This window comes from Pseudoalteromonas sp. SWXJZ10B (assembly GCF_015864475.1).
Lineage (GTDB): Bacteria > Pseudomonadota > Gammaproteobacteria > Enterobacterales > Alteromonadaceae > Pseudoalteromonas > Pseudoalteromonas arctica.
In genome coordinates this window covers 111,612-133,416 of record NZ_JADYXD010000010.1, presented here as the reverse complement: position 1 = coordinate 133,416, position 21,805 = coordinate 111,612, and the positions used below count along the sequence as shown (strand labels likewise).

Sequence of the window (21,805 nt, the reverse complement as noted above, 5' to 3'; positions counted from 1 at the left end):
TTTGTAATATTTCTAGTTTTTTCTAACAAATAGAAGAATTATTTAACAATAAACACACATCGCTCATAAAACAATCACAATAAATTACAGATACAAAAAAACCAGTAACATCACTGCTACTGGTTTCTAAATTTGGTGCGGATGGGGGGACTTGAACCCCCATGCCCTAAAGCACCACCCCCTCAAGGTGGCGTGTCTACCAATTCCACCACATCCGCATTTTTAAGCTTTCGCTTAGGTGTTAAACATATTGATTTATTTGAGGAAGATAAATCGTTTAACGATAGCTTTACGCTAAATTAGTTCGGCACGTCAGAGCTTTGCCCTTTAGTAGATGTTACTGGAACATCTTCTTCAACAGGAACTACCGTTTCTACTGCTGGAGCTTGCTCTAGGTTTTCCCATTCGTCAGTCTTTTTAATTTGACCAGCCGTTAAGTTACCTAACACAATGCTTAATACAAAAAATACCGTTGCTAAGCTTGTGGTTGTTTTTGTCATAAAGTTACCTGCACCTGACGAACCAAAAACTGTGCCTGATGCACCAGCGCCAAATGAAGAACCCATATCTGCGCCTTTACCTTGTTGAATTAAAACCATTCCAACTAGAGCCAAAGCCACAACTAAATAAACTACTAATAAAATTTCGTACATCTTATACAGTCCCTTTTGCACTGTTACAGATTGCAGTAAAAGATTCTGCTTTTAGACTTGCGCCGCCAATTAAGCCGCCATCTATATCTGTTTGTGCAAATAATAATTCGCTATTTTTTTCATTAACGCTACCACCATATAAGATGGTAAGCCCTTGTGCTAAATTGCTATCAAGTGATGCAATTTTGTCACGGATAAATTTATGAACAGTTTGTGCCTGCTCTGGCGATGCAGTCTTACCTGTGCCTATGGCCCAAACGGGCTCGTATGCTATCACAGAATCTTTCAGTGCTGCTACACCTAATTTCTCTATTACTGCATCAATTTGTGCAGCAACTACTTGTTCGGTTTGGCCGTTTTCTTGCTCACTTTCGCTCTCGCCTACACATAATATTGGTGTTAACCCAACTTGCTGTGCTCTAGCAAACTTTTCAGCGACTGTTGCATTACTTTCGTTATAAATACTGCGGCGTTCAGAATGACCAACGAGTACGTAAGTTGCACCTAAATCTTTTATAAGCTGCGCATCAACTTCACCAGTAAATGCGCCAGGTGTATTTTCAGAAACAGTTTGAGCTCCTGTAGAAACACCGCTAGCTACCATTGCTGGTACAAGTGGGAATGGAGGAAATAAAACAATGTCCATCTCTTGTGATTTTACATCGTTAATAGCGTCAGACATTTGTTTAACTAACTCTAAAGAGCCATTCATTTTCCAGTTGCCTGCGACCATCGCCTTGCGTATTGCCATTATCCACTCCACATTAGAAAGCGGGCGAGATATTAACTTTTCTCGCCCAAAGTTACAAGAGATTATTGTTATTAATCAGTTTGTTTGCTCATAGATTCTACAACAGCTGCAATTTTTTGAGCGCTGTCTATTACAATCTTTTCTTGCTCGGCTTCAACCATAACACGAACCACAGGTTCAGTGCCTGACTTACGCAGTAAAACACGGCCTTTATCGCCTAAAGCAAGCTCTACTTCTGCTACAGCTGAAAGCACTTCTGGTGCTTTTGTCGGGTCAGTTCCAGCTGTATAACGCACGTTAATCATCTTCATTGGATACTTGGTAAAACCAGCGCCTAAGTCTTGCAATGTACGATTTTGTGCAACCATAGCAGCAAGTACTTGTAAGCTTGAAATAATACCATCACCCGTGCTAATTAAGTCTAGGTTTAGTACATGGCCTGAGCTTTCACCGCCAATTTTCCAGCCTTTTTGCTGTAGTAATTCCATAACATAGCGATCACCCACTTTACTGCGAGCAAACTCGATACCTTTTGCTTTTAAAGCGTTTTCAAGGCCCATGTTAGACATAACAGTACCAACTACACCACCACCCAAATTATCATCTTGGGCTGCTTGGCAAGCAATAATATAAACCAGATCATCACCATCAAAAACACGGCCATTATGATCAACCATCATCACGCGGTCACCATCACCATCGTATGCAATACCTACGTCGGCTTTAAGTTCAAGCACTTTACGTTTAAGGGTATCTACGTGAGTAGCGCCACATTCATGGTTGATATTAACGCCGTTAGGCTCACACGCATGTGTTATTACTTCTGCGCCAAGTTCACGCATAACAGAAGGTGCAATATGATAAGTTGCGCCATTTGCGCAATCGACAACAATCTTAAGACCTTCTAAAGACAGGCCTTGCGGGAACTGGCTCTTACAAAACTCTATATAGCGGCCATCCGCACTGACTAAACGCGATGCTTTGCCTAATTTATCTGAAGCAACGCATGTCATTTGCTCATCAAGCATCGCTTCAATTTCAAGCTCTACTGCATCATCAAGCTTTAAGCCTTGACCATTGAAAAACTTAATACCGTTATCGTAATATGGATTATGTGAGGCACTAATTACAATACCTGCCTCAGCACGAAATGTTTGCGCTAAATAAGCAACGGCCGGTGTAGGCATAGGACCCAATAATACAACATCAATACCAGCAGCAATTAAACCAGCCTCAAGTGCGGTTTCAAGCATATAGCCCGAAATACGCGTATCTTTACCAATAATTACTTTTTTAGTACCACTTTGCGATAATACACGCCCAGCAGCCCAGCCTAGCTTCATTGCAAATTCAGGGTTTATTGGAGCAGCGCCTACAAGTCCACGCACGCCATCGGTGCCAAAATATTTTCTTTCTTTCATTGTGAAATTCCTTGTTCGCAGGCTTGATATACACCAAGTACATCTGCGGTTTCTTTTACGTCATGTACACGAATAATTTTTGCGCCATTTTGCGCTGCGATTAACGCACCCGCTAAGCTGCCCGCTAACCGTTCATTTGTATTTCTGTTTAATAAATTACCTATCATCGATTTACGAGATAATCCGGCCAATAATGGCAAACCTAATTTATTAAAATCGTCAAACTTAGCCAATATTTGATAGTTATGACTAAGCGTTTTTCCAAATCCAAAACCTGGGTCTAGAATAAGTCGTTCAAACTTAATCCCAGCTGTTTCACATGCTTTAATACGTTCACTAAAAAACATACTTATATCTGCAAACAAATTAACGTAATGAGGTGACGATTGCATGTTCCGGGGCTGCCCTTGCATATGCATTAAACAAATTGCTACATCTTCATACTGCGCAACCGTTTCTAAGGCGTCTATTTCTTGTAAAGCTCTAACATCATTGACTATATCTGCCCCTGCAAGTATTGCTTGTTCCATTACCTGTGCTTTACTGGTATCAATTGAAATAACGCAATCACTGTGCTGACGTATCGCTTTAATAGCGGGGATTACTCGAGCAAGTTCATCTTCTAAGCTAACATCTGGCGCGCTTGGGCGAGTAGATTCTCCCCCTATATCTAAAATTGTCGCACCGTCATCTAATAATTGCATTGCGCGCTTTAGCGCTATTTTGGGATCTAAAAACTGCCCACCATCAGAAAATGAATCCGGCGTTACATTTAGTATTCCCATAATAACGGGCTTTTCAAGATTAAGCGTACGCCCTCTCGGAAGCTTTAATATGTTAGTCATTGCCAACCTTTATTCTTTTTCTAAATAGCTGATACAAAAAAGCCCCGAAGTTCGGGGCTTTCATTACTATTTTAACGATTATTCAGCTTTGTCATCAAGGTTTGTTTCATCTTTTTTTGATGAATCATCAGTCTTTTGACTTTCATCAGCAACTGGTTCTTGAGGTTCTTCCGCTTTTACCGGTTTAGCTTCATGACGGTCATGTGCATCACGCGGTTCACGTACTGGTTGGCGTGCCATTAAATCATCAATTTGCTTAGCATCAATAGTTTCGTATTTCATTAACGCATCTTTCATTGAGTGAAGAATATCAATATTTTCTTTTAATATTTCTTCTGCTCTTTGATAGTTACGATCTGAAAGTAATCGAACCTCTGCATCAATTACTTTTGCCGTGTCGTCCGACATGCTAGATGAACGACTACCGCCACCACCCATATACATTTCGTTCTGATCTTCAGCGTAAAGTAACGGACCTAGTTTTTCACTTAAACCCCAATGTGTAACCATTTTACGCGCTATATCTGTAGCTCGTTCAATGTCATTACTTGCACCCGTTGTTACTTTATCTGCGCCGTAAATAAGCGCTTCAGCAATACGGCCACCATAAAGGCTAGAAATCATTGATTCTAAAAGCTCTTTTGAATGACTAACACGATCTTGCTCAGGCAAGTACATTGTTACACCCAGCGCACGGCCACGTGGAATAATAGATACTTTATAAACTGGATCATGTTCTGGCACCATACGACCAACAATAGCATGGCCAGCTTCATGGTACGCTGTCATTGCTTTTTCTTGCTCGCTCATCACCATGGTCTTGCGCTCTGCGCCCATCATGATTTTATCTTTAGCAGCGTCAAATTCAGCCATACTTACAACACGTTTATTACCACGCGCTGCATAAAGTGCAGCTTCGTTTACTAAGTTAGCTAAATCCGCGCCAGAGAAACCTGGAGTACCACGTGCTATAAGAGCAGCTTCTACGTTATCGCCTAATGGCACTTTACGCATGTGTACTTTAAGTATTTGCTCACGACCACGAATATCAGGTAAACCTACTTCAACTTGACGGTCAAAACGACCTGGGCGAAGTAATGCAGGGTCTAGTACATCTGGTCGGTTAGTTGCTGCGATAACAATAATACCTTCGTTACCACCAAAACCATCCATTTCTACTAGCATTTGGTTAAGTGTTTGCTCACGTTCGTCGTTACCGCCGCCCATACCAGCACCACGTTTACGACCAACAGCGTCAATCTCATCTATAAAGATAATACAAGGCGCCGCTTTTTTAGCTTGCTCAAACATGTCACGTACACGTGACGCACCAACACCCACAAACATTTCAACAAAATCTGAACCAGAAATTGTAAAAAATGGCACTTTAGCTTCACCAGCAACAGCCTTCGCAAGTAACGTTTTACCGGTACCTGGAGGACCAACCATTAGTACACCTTTAGGAATACTACCGCCAAGTTTTTGAAACTTAGAAGGATCTCGTAAAAAGTCTACCAGCTCAGTAACATCTTCTTTCGCTTCATCACAACCTGCAACATCAGCAAACGTTGTTTTAATTTGATCTTCACTCATTAAGCGAGCTTTACTCTTACCAAATGACATAGCGCCTTTACCGCCGCCGCCTTGCATTTGACGCATGAAGAATATCCATACACCTATAAGCAGTATCATCGGGAACCAAGAAATAAATATACTTGCTAAGAATGATTGTTCTTCAGGTTGTACACCCTTCACATTTACATCATTTTTAAGTAAATCATTTATTAAGTCTTCATCGTACATTGGCATCGTTGTTTGAAAACGCTCACCACTGCTCTTAGTACCAGTAATATTTCCTGTACCGCGGTCGATAATAACTTCTTGTAAAGAGCCACTGCGGACATCTTTTACAAATTGAGTGTAACTTGTTTGACGATCAACTTGCTCGCCGCCATTAAAGCTCTGAAAGACTGACATCAGCACAACTGCAATCACCAGCCATAGTATTAAATTTTTCGCCATATCGCTCAAGGGGTTAACCTCTTGTATCCAATTAATTTAAATTCAACTAAACGCCAAGCAACTGTACTACAGTTTGTATCCAGTCGCTACTATATATACTTCCCGAGAACGGGCACGTGAGGCATCAGGTTTGCGTATTTTCACTGCTTTAAAACTATTACGTACATCTTGCAAGTATTGATCAAAGCCTTCTCCTTGGAAAACTTTAACAATAAATGCGCCATTTTTCTTTAGTACTTGACTACACATATCCAGCGCAAGTTCTACCAAATACATACTACCCGCTTGATCTACTGAGTTATTTCCACTCATATTTGGTGCCATGTCAGAGAGTACCACATCAACATTTTTACCATCAATACGTTTTAACAACGCATTTAATACAGCCTCCTCACGAAAGTCACCTTGTAAGAAGTCAACACCCGCAAGTGAATCCATCGGCAATATATCACACGCGATCACTTGGCCTTTGTCACCTACTTTTTCAGCCAAATATTGAGACCAACTTCCTGGAGCCGCCCCTAAATCAACAACTGTCATACCTGGACGAAGTATTTTATCTCTATTTTGTACTTCATCTAATTTAAAAACCGCTCGGGAACGCCAGCCTTTTTTTTGCGCTTCTTGAACATATTTATCATCAAAATGTTCTTTCAGCCATCGCTGTGAACTGGCTGACTGTTTTTTATTTGTCATAAATTAACACGCAACTAATTAGTAATATTCTCTAGATGGCGTTAGAATACCCTTAATTCAAGCCATATTCAGCAAAATTTGTATAAACATGACATTATCAAACAAACAAAAGCAGTTTTTAAAAGGTCAGGCACATAGCCTTAAGCCTGTAGTTTTACTAGGTTCTAACGGTTTAACCGAAGGCGTAGTAGTAGAAATTCAAAGTGCATTAGAAATTCACGAATTAATCAAAGTTAAAGTTCCAACTGACGATCGTGAAACAAAAGCATTAATTTTTGAAGCAATCGTACGTGAAACTGGTGCGACTAAGCTACAAACGATAGGTCACACTATTGTGCTTTATCGTCAAAGCGTTGAGAAAAAAATACATTTACCGCGTAACTAATTATTCCTGTTAAAGGATTTAGTGCGTTTAAATTAAAAAAACCAGCTTAATGCTGGTTTTTTATTATTTAACATTTTAAATCAAAAACTCATTTTATGATGGGTTACATCATATTCGCTACCATTACTACTGCGCTTCTTATTCAATATAAAGTACTGAGAAAATTGTGTTTCACTCATTGCTGGCACTTTTTCATTCGAAAGTAGCTCGGCTAGTTGCGGTGTTGTATTACTGTGCCCAATAACAACAACTACACCTTTTAGTTTTAGTAACTCATTTTTTAAATCACTTAGCTTACCTGCGTTATACACATTTATTTTGGTATTAAAATGTGCCTGCAAAGGTGCGGCTGTTTGCAACGTGCGTTTATAGTTGCTGCTAAAAAGATGTATATTTTGATGTTCTTTAAACAACGTAACTAAATTATTTGCACGTGCCTTCCCCTCTTCTGAAAGCGCTGGATTTTTACCCGTTAACTTTTCGCTATGACGAAACAAATATATCTCATCAGGTGCTGCAAACACTAAACTACAATTGAATGACATGATTAAAAAAGTGATTGCTAATATTATTTTATTATTCATATTTTTTTACCTCGTTTGTATTCTAATAGCCTGTCGATAAATTCAGTCGTTAGCTCATTGATTACGCCGGTTTCAGCATTAACTATTAAGCTAAAACCAATATTTAAGTGAGGAAATACAACCACATCACTTCTATAACCTTGCACCCAGCCACTATGATAGTAAAGTGTTTCATCAGCATAGTTATAAACGCGCCAGCCTAATCCGTAATAGGCTTCATTGAGGTGTTTTTTCCATACCCTGCGATGCATTTCTTTTTTTGTATGTGTATAAGGGCGTGTTTGTTTTGCTAGAGTATCCAATGACAAAACATCAGGATATTGGCCCAGCTGCGCTCTTAACCAAATAGCCATATCACTTGCGCTAGCGTTCACACCAGCTGCAGGTCCCACTTTATAATAATTTTTTTTAAGCTTAGCGCTATACCAGCGTTTTTTACCCCGCACATGAGGTAGAGCATAATTATTGTCATGCACCATTTGTTCAAAACCTAAGCTCGCATCACTCATTTTTAATGGCTCAAAAATAGCTTCTCGTAACCACTGTCCGTAACTTTTATCGGTGCTTTGTAATATCACATCGCCTATAAGACTAAACATAACGTTTTGATAGCCATAACATTCGCCGGGTTTGCAAATTGGTTTGACGCTAAGCAGCTTTTCAACAATACCTGGGTAATCCATACGAGATTCAATTAAATTGTCGTATGCATTAGGAACTAATCCACTTGAATGGCTCAAAAGATGAAACACCTTTAAATCATCTTGATAAACAGTCCCTTTAAAATCAGTTATGTATTCGCTAACAGGCTTATCTAATTCCAGTAGGCCGTTAGCAGCCAATTTAGCTGATAACGAGCCTGCAAATGTCTTCGAAACAGACGCGAGTCTAAACCGAGTATGCTTATTAACTTTTTGTCCATTTCGTGATTTAGTTACGCCCATGGTGTGGATGTAGTCTGAATTGTTTATATTTACAATCGAAAGCGCTGCACCGGGTATACCTTTACTTTTTAATTTTTTTTGTGCGTAACGGCCGTACTTTTTTACAAATGCATCCCAATCAGGATCCGCTTTTGCTGCAAAACCCATAGAACTAAACAGCAAACACAAAGCAGATAGGCAATACGATAAAGAGTTGAGATACTTCATTTTTTATAAAATTTATCTTTTTAACTACATCTGCGCAGATAATATCATGAAGTTTTGTTCGTACTAACGTACAATACGACGATTATTTGGTTTTAAGCGAGTGTTTAGTACTTATGCGTTTTTTAGTTGTGTCACTTTTTATTTTATTATCAACTGGTTGTGCTATTACAAAGCAACCGGCCGAACCACTGGCTATGCCATTAAAGCCAACATTAAAAAGTCAGACCTATCAACTTGAGTACACTACAGAGCACTCATCTCCAAAAGTTAAATCGGTTCAGCTTCCTGCACATAAAGTAGTTAGAAACCAAACAGTAAAAATCATTACCGATAAGGCAAGCGTAACCGATAAACTTCTATCGCAAATTAGCCAAGCACTGAACGATAAACAACTAAAAGTAACAACTAAAAATAACAGTGACTACACACTGACTATTCAACAGCTTGACTTAACTTTCACAGACGATACCAAGTACGCAATAAAGCAACCAGAGAACCATTTTCCCTTATACTCAAATATTGCACAGCAATATCCAACCCAGCAGTGCGCTGCAATATTTGCACAAGTTAGTATGCGTCTCACGCACAAAGCGTCGGGTGATGTTGTTTGGTTTGCTAAATCCTCTATCGACAGTGCAAGTTTTCATCGTGAACCACTAATTTACAATTTCACTGAAGAGCAAAAAATAACAAATGAGCTTGAGGTTGTTGCTTTTGTTCATCAGCAAAACACTGATGAAGCGCGTATTGAAAGACTTGGAAAAGATATTCAAATTCCTCAGTACAAAACATTGTCAAAACTATCTAGCCTTACCAAACTTAGCGGTCCATGTAACAGAACAGAAGTAAGCGCATTAACACCTATGATGCAGTTTTACCTAAGCAGTATATTAATCGATAAAATTAAAGTTCAGTAAATTTATACTTACTACATTTTTTTACAGATTAAAGGAACGAATTAACAATATACTACGCTTAATAACAAATAATAATTAGGCCCTAAGGGATGAGAAACGCTTTGCTTAACCATACTTTACTGAGCATAACACTGCTTTTTTGCTGCATTTTTAGCACGTCGAGTATGGCAAGTAACCGCTATTATGCAGATAATACGTTAGAGCCAACCCAAGGCTTTGCGTGGGATTGGAGTGCTGGTGCGGGCTTTTATATTGAAGATTCTTACCTTGTCGGCATTGAGTCTTACGATAAAGGCGTTGAGCTCGACTTAAGTCTTGCTGTTTCCTACGATAAATTTTACCTTGATTTCGATCACAATCAACTCAGTGGCGGCCTTGTGATAGGCTACAGTCTTATAGATAAATTTGATTGGGGCCTAGATATATTAGGCACAAATACTCAAGCTGGATTTGACGAAAAAGGCCTCGGATTTTATAACCATGGTGTTATAAAAGAACTCCAAGGTATAAAAAAACGTAATTACGACTTTGACGTCGGCCTTCGACTTTCTCGTCGATTTGAAAATTCTCAATTCTCTTTTGAATACCTTCATGATGTATCTGGCGCGCACAATGGCTGGGTTATAAACAGCTTTTTTAGTCACATTTTACCATGGCGAAACTGGGAGTTTAGATCTGGTGTTGGTTTAAGCGCCTACTCTGCTGACTTTACCAATTATTACTTTGGTATTGATAGCGATGAAGCCACCAGCCTTCGCCCGATTTATAGCAGCAATGCCAGTACTAGTATTATTTTTGAGTTCCATGCTGAGTACCCAATAAGCCAAGATTGGGTGTTTTTATCCGGCTGGCTTACCACATGGTTTTCAAAAGAGATTGACGACAGTCCAATTATTTCCCAAGGATATCAACACAAAGCCAAGGTAGGCCTACGTTATGTATTTTAGATGGATCTGTGTATTACTGATCTTCCCCAGTACTTTTACTGTTAAAGCTCAGGAACCTCCTGAAGCACTCATAGCAGTTCCCGATACCTGCGTTGCATTGCGCGAAGGGCGAAATTGCTATGCTGACGTTACGCTAACGTGGGAGCAACCTATCATTGGTAATTACTGCCTACGTGACGCCACCTCAAAGTACATAATGCAATGTTGGCTCAAGCAACAGAGCGGTACTTTTAATTATGCATTTGATTCACAGCAAAGTATTTCATTTGAACTATTTGACAGCAATACCTCTAAAATAATTAGTATTGCCGAAGTAAAGCTTCAATGGGTATATCAAAACAGGCAAAAAAAGCGCCGCTGGCGACTATTTTAATACCAATCGCATTAAGGATATTTTCATGGATAACTATGGCACTATTTTACTCGTTGAAGACGATGTATCACTTGCTCAATGGGTTGCTGAATATTTAACAGAGCAAGGCTACACAACGCATGTTTGTCACAGAGGTGACGAAGTAATTAGCCAAGTCAAAACGTTAAATCCAAATATCGTGCTCCTTGATATTATGCTTCCAGGGCAAGATGGTATAAGCGTGTGTAGAGAACTTCGTAGTTTTTATAATTCGCCCATCATAATGCTCACCGCACGCGATGAAGAAATGGATGAGGTCATTGGTCTAGAAGTAGGTGCAAGCGACTACATAATGAAACCTGTGCGCCCTCGTGCATTGCTAGCGCGTATAAAAGCAGCCCTTCGCCAAAACAATGAGCCAAATACCCCACACGTTAACGAGAGTGTTATTAATGTTGGTACGCTTAGTATTGATACCGAATCTAGAAATGTAAAACTCAACAAGCAAGACGTAAACATATCAAGTGCTGAGTATTTACTGCTTCATTACCTTGCGAGCAATGCAGGCCAAGTGGTCTCGCGTGACGCTGTATTTAAAGCAACCAAAGGCAGAGAATACGATGGGCTTGATAGAAGTGTTGATGTACTTATTTCTGCACTTCGTAAAAAGTTTAATGATGATCCACAAAACCCTGAAAAAATTAAAACTATTTGGGGCCGTGGATATTTACTTGTTTCTACTGCGTGGTAATAAAGTGATGAATAAATAAATGAAAAAGTTTTATATATCGCTTTTAGGCAGTGCACTTTTATCTATTGTGGTATTGGGCTGGCTTATTGATGCTTTTAGTCAACAAGCGCATACCCCACAGGATGAATTTAGTCAGCAAAGTAAAATGATTATGGGTTTTAGCAAGCAATTAGCTAACATACCCACATCTGAGCGCAGCGATTATGTAAAACAACTGGCGCTAGAATTTGATGTTTTAATTGATTATAAACCTAATGAATCACTTGCTTTACCGCCTTCTTTATTATTACAAATGCATACGCCGGGTGGGCTGATTTTAGAAGATCAGCAAGGCTTTTATATGCTTTATAGCAGCGCTGTTTTAAATCCTTTTCACTTATCAATGCGTTTAGATAAAATTTTTGATAGCGAGCAACATAACGACATTATATTAACCTTACTCTTTTACGCAGGCTTATGTGTATTTATGGGGTTTATTATTGCGCCCTTAGCTAAACGATTAACCGTGTTAAATGAAGCCGCTAAAAAGTTTGCCTCTGGTAATGTTCAAGCCCGAATAAAAGTATCGCATTTTACTTACATAAAAGACGTAGAGCTTACCTTTAACCGCATGGCCAGCCAAATAGAGAAACTTGTCGCTGAAAATAAACTAATGGCTTCAAGTTTATCTCATGATATACGCACCCCTATCGCGTGCCTGCGATTTGGTTTAGATGCGGCATTAGATAGCCATGATGAGCAAAAAGTAAAACAGTATTTAACCCGTATGGAAAATGATTTAGACCATATGGAATCGATGCTTAGTAGCTATTTAGCTTTTGCTACTTTAGAACAAAATGCTAATAAGCTGACCTATTCATCAACAAACATTAAGTCCTACCTTGAAGATATTTTAGTTCAACTTGCACCAAAACTTGAAATGCAAATGCTTAACGTACAGCTCAATAGTACAGATAAAATAATAAATGCAGATCTTCACTGGCTTGCTCGCGCAATTACTAACTTATTAACTAACGCATGTGATTTTGCAAGCCAACATATTTACCTGAGCGCAAAGTTACACGAGCAACAGCTTATAATAACGGTAGAAGATGACGGCCCGGGTATCGCTCGAGAAAATTTTAGTAATGTATTTAGCCCATTTTTTAGGGAAGAAGATCACCGTAACAGAGCTGATAAAAGTTACGGCCTTGGTCTAGCTATTGTTGAAAAAGTAGCCGACTGGCATCATGGCAGTGTTAAAGTAAGTAAAAGTACCCAGCTAGGTGGTGCGTGTTTTACTTTCACTATTGCACAGCATCATAATTCGTAAAGCAATAGTTACAGACTGTAATTAACAATTATTAAACAAAATCAACTCGTTATTTTAAACGACTCGATAACAACAATTAAAATCGATGGTTATAACACACACTTTACTTATTAAATTGTGCTAGATCAGCAAATAAGCACTTTTTATTTTTTAACATTTCCAGTAGATTGTCACCGCCGTCACACAATAGAGAAGTACAATAATATGAGCGCAGTTAGAGGCGAGTTCAGCTCTCGCTTTGGTTTTATTATGGCCGCCGCGGGTTCTGCCGTTGGTTTGGGCAATATTTGGGGATTCCCTACACAAACAGCAAGTAATGGCGGTGCTGCATTTTTAGTCGCATATTTAGTGCTTGCGTTCTTTTTAGCCTACCCCGCTTTAATGGCTGAACTTATGATTGGTCGTCATGGCCAAGCAAATGCGGTTTCATCACTTCAAAAAATATCTAATAAGCCATGGCAAAAACACTTTGCCTTTATTGTTGGTTTTGGCGGTATTTTATGTGCTGGCTTTATATTAAGTTTTTACGCCATTGTTGCTGGTTGGATGCTCAGCGCTACAGCTGAACCCATAGCCACTTTAGTTGGTGCCAACACAGCATCTACATGGTTAAGCGAGCAATCACTTACCCGAAACATTATATTCACTCTCGTCTTTATCGTACTAACTGTCGCTATTATCAGTAGAGGCGTTGAGAACGGTATTGAAAAATGGTCAAAACGTTTAATGCCCGCTCTTTTGGGGATTTTATTTGCACTTATTGCTTATGTAATGACCCAAGATGGCGCAATGGAAGGTTTAAAGGCTTACTTAGTTCCTGATTTTTCGTCTATTTTTGACGCAAAACTATTAGTTAGCGCACTAGGACAAGCTTTTTTCTCTTTATCGCTAGGTACTAGCGTAATGATTATTTACGGCTCGTACATCAGCAAAAAAGAAAATCTTGTTTCTTTAGGTGCCTATGTAACCCTTATTGATGTATTTATAGCCTTTGTAGCGGGTTTACTGATTATTCCGGCTATGTATGTAGCGCAAGCTCAAGGCGTTGAAATATTCTCGGCCTCAACAGGTAAATTACTCTCTGAAGATACGTTAGTATTTCAGGTACTCCCTGCTTTATTTGATGGAATGGGCGAAGTTGGCTTATTTGTGGGCTTTTCATTTTTTGCGTTAATGAGTATTGCCGCTTTAACGTCATCTATTTCAATGTTAGAGGCGCCAGTATCATACACTGTAGAACGCTTTGGGATGAAACGCGTTCAGGCAACCTGGTTGATTGGAGCTTTAATTGCTATCGTTAGCATTATAATTGTGTGTAACCTTAGCAGCTTATTTGGCTTAGTGATTACTTTAACTACAAAAGTAGCTCAACCTTTGCTTGGCCTGATGTGTTGTATATTTGTAGGCTGGATTTGGTACAGAAGCTCATTACTTAAAGCAATTAAAGAAGGTAATCCTGAGGTCCATAACACATTGTTTTGGAAAATATGGCCTTGGTATACCAAGTTTGTGTGTCCACTTGCTATTGGTATGGTGTTTTTACACTCACTCTTGAGCTAAATAATACCTTAACCTTAAAATAGTCTTAAATTAAAATAGCCCACATTAGTGGGCTTTTTTATAGCTGCTTAAATTGGATTTATTTAGTGAGTTTTAAAATCATATCTTGATGAGGTATACCGTCTTCTAAATATTCACTTTTATAATCCTCAAAGCCAAAAGAGCGGTAAAAATCAAGTAAGTAAGTTTGTGCACCTATATAAATATCTCGCTCAGGCCATTGTGCTTTGCAGCAGTCTATAGCTTTAGTAATAAGTAAAGTAGCATACCCATTACCACGCGCTCCTTCACTCACTAGCACGCGACCTATTGCGCTGTATTGCTCACTTTTGTCATAACAACGCGCATAAGTTTGTAGTTGCTCATTATCCAATGTATATAAATGCTGTGTATTTGAAGCAATATCTACATCATCAAGTTCAGGGTAAGGACATTTTTGCTCTACAACAAACACATCAACCCGCCCACGCATAATAGTAAAAAGAGTCTGTGTATCAAGAGCGTCAAACTGCTCACATTTAAACTGCATATTAAATCCTATAAGCAAAAAACCCAGCTTAGGCTGGGTTTATTAAAATCACTCGCTAGCTTAGTTAGCTTATACTAAGTAAATAAGCGCTCTAGCTGGTCGCACAACTGCGATAAATTTACATGGTCATGCTCTATGGTTAAATCTACATAACCATCGCCTTTAAAGGCTCTGTCTAGCTCTATAAGCACATGTGTTTTATGTGCCTCTGGTATAAATGATAATTCAATCTCTTGAATACCAAATAAGCTGCGGCTATTAGGTTTATACTCAAGTTCTTGGTAACACCCAGATAATGACTGAAAAGTTGAAGCCCGTAAGTGGCCTTTTTCTACGTCAGCTTTCATTAAACTAAAACCTAACTTTTCCATCGCTTGCATACACGTTTTAACCGCTTCATTAGGGTAAATGTGTAAATGATCTTTATCTGTTGGGTCAAGTGCTAAGTCTATATCTAGGCCTGTTTCTAGCCATACATGTGATTGATTATAACCTGCATTAATTTCTGTAATAGGTGTTTCAGAATGAAGACGTGCTTCAAAAGGGATGTTTTTAACTTCGCCTGGCTCAATTGTACCAATATCTGTAATTCGCCATTGCTCAATTACATGATTAGTAAAATAATCGCCATCATCACCCGCAACTTTAACACGAGTCATTAATAATAAATCTAAGCCTGCGATATCTTGGCTAACATCCCCTGCTGTGATAACTATTTGTGCGTTAAAAAGTTGACCTGGTTGTAGGTGTTCAGTTTCTAAAATAGTGTCTACTTTTGCAGCACCAATACCTACCGACGCTAAAATCTTTTTAAACATATCTCTCTCCTTAAGCTGAGCTGCTCTATTATTTGCTCTGGCTTAAACTTCTTCGTTATCGCATCTTAACCATATTTAAAAGCTAATGTCAGTGAAAAAATGTTATTTACATACTATTTACGATTAAATAAGTGTTTAATGCGCATTTTTCATACGCAGCAAGGCAAGTAATTGATTAGACGCGTTCATTTTTAGGTCTATTATATTTTCAATGGCATAAATTTTTCGTTACACTGCAACACCAAATGAAGTGATATTAAGAATTATGGAACTAATCTATTTTGCTGCCGCGTTTGTTTGTGGTTTTGCCGTTTATCAATTAAAACTACCTCCTCTTATTGGATTTTTATTAGCAGGCTTTGCTTTAAATTTATCGGGATATAAAAGTACAGAGTTGCTCGATACAATTGCAGCCCTTGGCGTTACCCTTCTTCTTTTTAGTATTGGCTTGAAACTTAAAGTTAACAGTTTAATTAAACCTCAAGTTTGGGCACCTGCAACATTGCATATCATTTTTAGCAGTGCGTTATTTAGTGGCTTTATGCTGTTACTTGGCGTATTCGCTATTCCACTATTTGTTGATTTAAGTTGGCAAAGTGCTTTATTAGTTGGGTTTGCGCTTAGCTTTTCAAGTACTGTATTTGCAGTGAAAGTGCTTGAAGAACGCGGGGAAATGGCAAGCTTACACGGTAAAATAGCCATTGGTATATTGGTAATGCAAGATATCTTTGCTGTTATCTTTTTAGCTATTAGCACCGGCAAAGTCCCAAATTTATGGGCAATTGCACTAATAATTGCTTTGCCTTTATTACGACCTGTAATGTATGGCGTATTGAACCGATCTAAACATGGTGAACTATTACCATTGTTTGGTTTTTTCTTTGCTCTAGTTGCTGGTTATCATGCATTTGAATTTGCAGGCCTAAAAGGCGATTTAGGTGCATTAATAATAGGAATGATGTTTGCCCCTCACAAAAAGGCAGGCGAGCTATCAAAATCCCTGCTTAATTTAAAGGACATATTGCTAGTTGGCTTCTTCTTAAGTATTGGTTTGAGCGCAGAGCTAACCACTAACTCCTTGATTGTTGCTATTATACTTATTTTAGTATTACCCGTTAAAATAGCGCTTTATTATGTGTTCACTAATATATTTAAACTACGCGCGCGTACATCATTACTTACTGCTTTTAGCTTATCTAACTACAGTGAGTTTGGTTTAATTGTATGTGCAGTGGCTGCAACTACAGGCATGATCACCTCTGAATGGCTAGCTGTAATGGCAATTGCTGTTTCTATTACCTTTATAATTGCCTCCCCATTAAATAAACGTTCAAACGAGTTGTACGTCAAAATTGAGCACTGGTTATTAAAGTTCGAAAGTAAAACTCGTTTAGCTGAAGAGCTACCTGTTAACCTTAACGATACTAGAATAGTCATTTTTGGTATGGGACGTATTGGTACTGGTGCTTATGAGACTATCAACGCGACTCACCCAAATGTTGTTGCAGGTATAGATATAAAACCTGAGGTGGTAGATAAGCACGTTAACAGAGGCCGCAACGTCTTAATTGCTGATGCAACCGACCCTGACTTTTGGCAACGAGTAAATCACTCACAAGTAGAAATGGTTATGCTTGCAATGCCAAAGCATATGCAAAATATCTTTGCTCTAGAGCAGCTACAAGCCTCTGGTTATAAAGGCCAAGTAACAGCTATTGCAAACTACCCTGATCAACAAAAAGAACTAGAAGAAATGGGTGTTCATTCTACTTATAACTTTTACCTAGAAGCCGGTAGTGGTTTTGCAGAGCACGTTAAACAAGAGCTATTTAACGAATAATTACTTTTTATAACGTCTATAAATAACAAGGCCTTAATTAGTTAAGGCTTTGTTATTAGTTTTTAAATAAAAAGCAATTCTATTTACATTCCTTTACAAGCCAATTCACCACAACAATGAAAAACAGGTAGACTAACTGTGTTGGTTAAATAAGAACCCATGTTCTAATAATAACTTAATTAGATCCCAGCTAATTAAAGTTCAACTAGGTTTATATCAATCAACATATAATTATTAAATCAGAGGGCCTACTCCCTCGCAAAATAGGCTGTTTCTTGCCCGTCACAGCCTATTTTATATCTCTAAAATCCCTTACACTTACGCATACTTTAAATACATAAGTAGTTTTTATGGATCCAAAACAACTAAAAATAGCTATTAATACCATAATGCCGTTTGGAAAATATGCAGGACGGCCATTGCTTTTACTGCCAGAGCCTTATTTAGTCTGGTTTAATCAGCAAGGGTTTCCTGACTCAAAACTAGGTAGTCAACTTGCGATGATGTATGAGGTAAAACTAAATGGCCTTGAGCAAATGTTAATGCCATTACTTGAAAAAAATAAAAATAGTTGAGAACTTTTTTAAGTACTTGCGGTCTATTGTATTGCTACTTGTTGATTTTGGTTTTTAACCGCAAAAAAAGCGCCTCTAGGCGCTTTTTTTATGTCTTTAATTTGAGGGGTAAATATACAATAAATTTAGCACCACCTAAGCTTGAGCTTTCTGCTTTACACTCTCCTTGGTGCCACGACACAATTTTAGCAACTATAGCGAGTCCTAAACCAAAACCACCGGTATCCTTGCCTCTACTTTTATCTAGTCGAGTAAAAGGTTTAAATACATTTTCTCGCTCAGCGGGAGCTATCCCCTCACCATCATCTTCAACAATCAATACGATGTGTTTTGTCTCTTGTAGCAATGAAATTTTAACTTGTTTATGAGTGTATTTGAGCGCATTGCCAATTAAATTTTGAAATACTCGCGCCATAAAGTGACTATCACAGTAATAACTTAAACGCTCAGGGAGGTTTACGGAGAGCGTTGTTCGGGCTTCAAAGTTTAGCTTTTCAACAGTTGTTTTTACCAGCCCAGCTAAGTCACAGTTTATTGGCTGTAAACTAGGTTGTTGAGAGTCTAATCGCGCGTATTCGAGCATTTCAGAAACTAGTGACTCAAGCTCGCTAATGTCTGTTTGCATGTTTGTTAAGTATTTCTCACCTTTTTCGTCAAGCATTTGTTCTTGCAGCATTACAATTGCAAACTTTAAACGTGCTAGTGGTGTTCTAAACTCATGCGACACCGAAGAGGTAAGTTCTTGCTGCGCACTAAGTAAAAACTCAATACGTTGCTGCATTACCTTTAATGTATCAGTAATAGGTAAAAAGAAAGACTTAGAAGAGTCGTTTAGTTGAAAGTCTTGCAAACCCTCTACCGCTTCACACGCTTTACGTAGCTTTGCAAAGTCGCGCCATAGTAAAAAGCTCCACAGCCCAACAGGTATACCTACAATAATAAGTAGTAATAAATACGGCCAAACAGAAGATGATTCCTGCGTTAATACACCTACCGGTCCTACTTGAAGTAATGAATCATTACCGAGATCTACATACCAAACAATGCGTTGTTGCTTATCGTATAAGTATAAGTAGTGGTTTTGGTTGAGCTGCGATTGTTGTTTTTGAGGGAGTATTAAATCACGTCGTTCAATCACTTTACTTTCAAAGTTGTGCTTTAATTTTTTAAGACCATTTGGAGTTTGTGAGAGCAACCAGAGTGATTGCCCAAACTCATCATCTAAGAAGACCTGTTGTTGCGACTCTTCGTAAGGCCACAATTGCTCTATAACACCGCTTACTACAAACAAAGAAACGATGATATATAAATATAAGCTGGTAAACAGTTTTCCCATTAAAGCCGACTAACCTTAAATAGTTCTAAAGATCCCATGCATCAGAAACAAATAAGTAGCCTTGTCCCCATACAGTTTTTATACGATATGGCTTATCGCTGTTGTCGCCTAATTTTTTACGAATTCGTGATACGCGTACATCCACAGTTCTATCAAGTCCATCGTATTGGCGGCCAATCATATGCTGGTGCACATGTTCTCGACTTAGTACTTCACCCGCATTTGACGCTAATAGCCATAGTAACTCAAACTCGTGGGAAGTTAATACAATCTCCGAATCACTTAGTTTTACAATACGACTTGTTTTATCAATGACTAAATCACCAAACTGGAGCTCTTCGCTTGATTTTACCATGGGTTGTCCACGACGCAGTAATGCATTAATTCGCGCTAGTAATACACGTGGCTCTGCTGGTTTTATTACATAATCATCAGCGCCAAGCTCTAAGCCAAGTACTTGGTCGAAATCTTCACCTTTAGCAGTCAACATTAAAATTGGTAGAGTAAATTTATCTCTTACTTGGCGGCAAACGCTAAAGCCATCTTTACCTGGCAGCATAACGTCTAAAATCATTAAATCGGGTGTATTGTTTTCTAAGTAATTAAACACTTCGTCACCACGGTCTAATACTTCGACTTCAAGGCCATTATGTTCAAGGTAATCTTTTGTTAGTTGTTGTAAACCGAGATCATCTTCAACAAGTAAAATTTTTGGCATTAGTTGCTCCTAAATTAAAAAAAGCTCCACGGAGAGCGAAGCCTACGCCTATTTTTTTTAGCATGGGCGCTTTGTACTTCAACCTGTGTTTTTGCTATTAACACACCCGTATGAGGATTGATTAAGGAGTATATGGTCTCCACCTGAACACGCGCTTTATAATTAAATTGCCCAGAAAGTTGTTGCTCCCAGCATTGAAGCCGTTGCTCTTGCTGATACAAACAGACATCACTGTAGGTGTTTAATTGCCATTTAAATTGTAAATCAAGATCGCAAAAACCCTGCTGTTCAGAGACAACGCAGACTTTTGGAGAAACGCTAAAAAAAGGGGTTTGTGCCACACTAAAACCACTAAAAAAAGTGGTAATAAAGACAACTAATATTAAATACTTCATATTAAAAAGTACGATCGAATCCTATAAATGCAGTCATTGAATAAGTACGTTCGAAGAGCGGACTGCCATCCATAGCCGAATAGTCGTAATATGCTACATGAAAACGAAGAGAGTCAGCCTTACTCAGAGGCCAACGGGCATCGATTTTAGCATAAGGTTGCCAACTACTACCAACGTCTATTTTGCCAAATTGAGTTTCACCCTCATTAAGTCCATAAAAATAGCTATTTAGTTCCGCAGATTTATAGTTTATTCCAAGTGTTGGCTTTATTTTGAGCTTTCCTATCACAGTATGATACTGCCACTGTAATGCTGCGCGTACACCTCGATAAACATCGGTTATATCATGCAGAGCCTGAACCGAAAAAACATGGTCTTCATTTACATAGTGATATGCAATACCCGCATCCAGTGCAATTTGCCGTTTATGTAAATTATCAATATCAACATAGCGAGAGGACGAGGCTTCATCTTGCATTACGAACTGATTGTTGAGAGCACTGCTTTGTAGTGTAAATACATTTTTAGGGTGCCAGTCTATAAAAAAGCGAGACTCAGAGTTGAGTTCACCAACTAGATTAAAGTGATGCTTAGGGGTTTGCAAAAATGAATAACCAAGACGGCCATTATCAAAAAACCATTGCTCTGCATAAAACGCAACTTGAGGAATAAGCACGAGCGGAATATTATCTCCACCATGCAAAGGGTTGGTTATAACTCCAGCCCCCACGCTTAAACTCAAATGCAGACGATCGGTTGTTATATCTTGCTCTGTATAATCGTCAGCATGCTTGCTTGCCTGTGTTGCTTGCACCGAAAGGCAAATAAACAAAGTGCTAAAACATAGAGCTGTTAATAATGAGAAGGCATACCGCATCAGCGTAAATCAAAGTATCAAAATAAGTGAGTTCCCCATACTAGCAAGGTCTTTTTAAACTAGCTCTAGCTGGTTACAATTATTCACAATTTGTATACAAAAATGTTAACTTTATGCTTTTCGGACTATTTATCTTTCAAGGTAGTTGTGTCTAAGGATTGTACTTTGAGTTGCTTGTGTAGTTTTTGACTAATAGTACTTTAAGATACTTTGAAAATGAGGCACAACGTAGCAAATGCAATTATTCAAATAAAAAATTACTAAGAGCTAACTCGCTACAGCTCTATTGGGTTTTACCTGCTTGTTTACCAAAACTGAAGTTGGATTAAATCGCCCTAAATTGAGCGGCTTTAACCCAAATAAATCAAAA

The 21,805-nt window shown here is 38.6% G+C and carries 23 protein-coding genes and 1 tRNA gene; 9 read left to right on the top strand and 15 right to left on the bottom strand.

The annotated features are described in order from the left end of the window. Positions 1-133: 133 nt before the first annotated feature. The 7 genes from I6F54_RS11455 to rlmE all read right to left on the bottom strand — a co-directional run bounded on the left by I6F54_RS11455 (position 134) and on the right by rlmE (position 6,388). Positions 134-218, bottom strand: a tRNA-Leu gene (locus I6F54_RS11455). An 81-nt stretch (positions 219-299) separates the two neighbouring features. Further along, entirely contained in the window at positions 300-653 is a 354-nt protein-coding gene (gene secG, locus I6F54_RS11450) for a preprotein translocase subunit SecG (RefSeq protein ID WP_149591809.1), read from the bottom strand. Between the two features lies 1 nt (position 654). Then, on the bottom strand, positions 655-1,404 hold the full coding sequence (gene tpiA, locus I6F54_RS11445; RefSeq protein ID WP_007586641.1) for a triose-phosphate isomerase: 750 nt from the start codon (positions 1,402-1,404) through the stop codon (positions 655-657). 71 nt (positions 1,405-1,475) lie between these two features. Next, positions 1,476-2,825 carry a phosphoglucosamine mutase gene (glmM, locus tag I6F54_RS11440; protein WP_007586638.1) on the bottom strand — a complete coding sequence of 450 codons (1,350 nt, stop codon included), beginning with the start codon at positions 2,823-2,825 and terminating at the stop codon, positions 1,476-1,478. Next, positions 2,822-3,670, bottom strand: coding sequence for a dihydropteroate synthase (gene folP, locus I6F54_RS11435; protein ID WP_197141439.1), 849 nt, complete (start codon positions 3,668-3,670; stop codon positions 2,822-2,824). The genes glmM and folP overlap by 4 nt, the downstream gene beginning before the upstream one ends. 78 nt (positions 3,671-3,748) lie before the next feature. Beyond that, positions 3,749-5,692 carry an ATP-dependent zinc metalloprotease FtsH gene (gene ftsH / locus I6F54_RS11430; RefSeq protein WP_032827068.1) on the bottom strand — a complete coding sequence of 648 codons (1,944 nt, stop codon included), beginning with the start codon at positions 5,690-5,692 and terminating at the stop codon, positions 3,749-3,751. Between the two features lie 66 nt (positions 5,693-5,758). Further along, positions 5,759-6,388, bottom strand: a complete 630-nt coding sequence (gene rlmE, locus I6F54_RS11425; RefSeq protein ID WP_007586629.1) for a 23S rRNA (uridine(2552)-2'-O)-methyltransferase RlmE — start codon at positions 6,386-6,388, stop codon at positions 5,759-5,761. A gap of 88 nt (positions 6,389-6,476) precedes the next feature. On the opposite strand from rlmE, the gene yhbY reads away from it, so the two are divergent. Further along, positions 6,477-6,773: a ribosome assembly RNA-binding protein YhbY gene (gene yhbY / locus I6F54_RS11420; protein ID WP_002963153.1), complete on the top strand. Its 297-nt coding sequence runs from the start codon at positions 6,477-6,479 to the stop codon at positions 6,771-6,773. Positions 6,774-6,853: 80 nt separating this feature from the next. On the opposite strand, the gene I6F54_RS11415 is transcribed toward yhbY, so the two are convergent. Further along, positions 6,854-7,357, bottom strand: coding sequence for a SixA phosphatase family protein (locus tag I6F54_RS11415; protein ID WP_165728722.1), 504 nt, complete (start codon positions 7,355-7,357; stop codon positions 6,854-6,856). After that, positions 7,354-8,508, bottom strand: coding sequence for a serine hydrolase domain-containing protein (locus I6F54_RS11410; protein ID WP_165728721.1), 1,155 nt, complete (start codon positions 8,506-8,508; stop codon positions 7,354-7,356). Before I6F54_RS11410 ends, I6F54_RS11415 begins: the two co-directional genes overlap by 4 nt. A gap of 113 nt (positions 8,509-8,621) precedes the next feature. Between I6F54_RS11410 and I6F54_RS11405 the strand changes: the two genes are divergently transcribed. From I6F54_RS11405 to I6F54_RS11380, 6 genes are all read left to right on the top strand, one after another. Continuing rightward, the gene (locus I6F54_RS11405; RefSeq protein ID WP_197141437.1) at positions 8,622-9,425 is read left to right on the top strand and encodes a hypothetical protein; all 804 of its coding nucleotides are present in this window, start codon (positions 8,622-8,624) and stop codon (positions 9,423-9,425) included. 164 nt (positions 9,426-9,589) lie between these two features. After that, positions 9,590-10,372 carry a MipA/OmpV family protein gene (locus tag I6F54_RS11400; RefSeq protein ID WP_010553867.1) on the top strand — a complete coding sequence of 261 codons (783 nt, stop codon included), beginning with the start codon at positions 9,590-9,592 and terminating at the stop codon, positions 10,370-10,372. After that, positions 10,362-10,745 (top strand): DUF3019 domain-containing protein, encoded by a 384-nt coding sequence (locus I6F54_RS11395; protein WP_007586617.1) that lies wholly within the window; start codon positions 10,362-10,364, stop codon positions 10,743-10,745. Before I6F54_RS11400 ends, I6F54_RS11395 begins: the two co-directional genes overlap by 11 nt. 25 nt (positions 10,746-10,770) lie before the next feature. Next, positions 10,771-11,475, top strand: a complete 705-nt coding sequence (locus tag I6F54_RS11390) for a response regulator transcription factor (protein WP_024590954.1) — start codon at positions 10,771-10,773, stop codon at positions 11,473-11,475. 19 nt (positions 11,476-11,494) lie between these two features. Further along, positions 11,495-12,787 carry a sensor histidine kinase gene (locus I6F54_RS11385; protein WP_101216201.1) on the top strand — a complete coding sequence of 431 codons (1,293 nt, stop codon included), beginning with the start codon at positions 11,495-11,497 and terminating at the stop codon, positions 12,785-12,787. 204 nt (positions 12,788-12,991) lie between these two features. Further along, entirely contained in the window at positions 12,992-14,347 is a 1,356-nt protein-coding gene (locus I6F54_RS11380) for a sodium-dependent transporter (protein WP_165739754.1), read from the top strand. A gap of 79 nt (positions 14,348-14,426) precedes the next feature. Here the strand turns inward: I6F54_RS11380 and I6F54_RS11375 are convergent, their stop codons facing one another. Continuing rightward, a complete protein-coding gene (locus I6F54_RS11375) occupies positions 14,427-14,876 on the bottom strand; it encodes a GNAT family N-acetyltransferase (RefSeq protein WP_165728719.1) in 450 nt (149 codons plus the stop codon). 74 nt (positions 14,877-14,950) lie between these two features. Then, positions 14,951-15,694, bottom strand: coding sequence for a sporulation protein (locus tag I6F54_RS11370; RefSeq protein ID WP_197141435.1), 744 nt, complete (start codon positions 15,692-15,694; stop codon positions 14,951-14,953). A gap of 265 nt (positions 15,695-15,959) precedes the next feature. Between I6F54_RS11370 and I6F54_RS11365 the strand changes: the two genes are divergently transcribed. Next, complete coding sequence (locus I6F54_RS11365) at positions 15,960-17,534, top strand: cation:proton antiporter family protein (protein ID WP_007586608.1); 1,575 nt, start codon at positions 15,960-15,962, stop codon at positions 17,532-17,534. Positions 17,535-17,884: 350 nt separating this feature from the next. After that, entirely contained in the window at positions 17,885-18,109 is a 225-nt protein-coding gene (locus I6F54_RS11360; protein WP_007586607.1) for a DUF3820 family protein, read from the top strand. Positions 18,110-18,197: 88 nt separating this feature from the next. Here I6F54_RS11360 and I6F54_RS11355 read toward each other — a convergent pair whose 3' ends face one another. Genes I6F54_RS11355 through I6F54_RS11340 form a run of 4 tightly spaced genes read right to left on the bottom strand, consistent with a single transcriptional unit; the run spans position 18,198 to position 21,372 of the window. Next, positions 18,198-19,445: an ATP-binding protein gene (locus I6F54_RS11355; protein WP_197141433.1), complete on the bottom strand. Its 1,248-nt coding sequence runs from the start codon at positions 19,443-19,445 to the stop codon at positions 18,198-18,200. 25 nt (positions 19,446-19,470) lie between these two features. Beyond that, positions 19,471-20,163: a response regulator gene (locus tag I6F54_RS11350; RefSeq protein ID WP_007584133.1), complete on the bottom strand. Its 693-nt coding sequence runs from the start codon at positions 20,161-20,163 to the stop codon at positions 19,471-19,473. Positions 20,164-20,177: 14 nt separating this feature from the next. After that, positions 20,178-20,558, bottom strand: coding sequence for a DUF3019 domain-containing protein (locus tag I6F54_RS11345; protein ID WP_007584132.1), 381 nt, complete (start codon positions 20,556-20,558; stop codon positions 20,178-20,180). A gap of 1 nt (position 20,559) precedes the next feature. Next, positions 20,560-21,372 (bottom strand): MipA/OmpV family protein, encoded by an 813-nt coding sequence (locus I6F54_RS11340; protein WP_024608151.1) that lies wholly within the window; start codon positions 21,370-21,372, stop codon positions 20,560-20,562. Positions 21,373-21,805 lie beyond the last annotated feature (433 nt).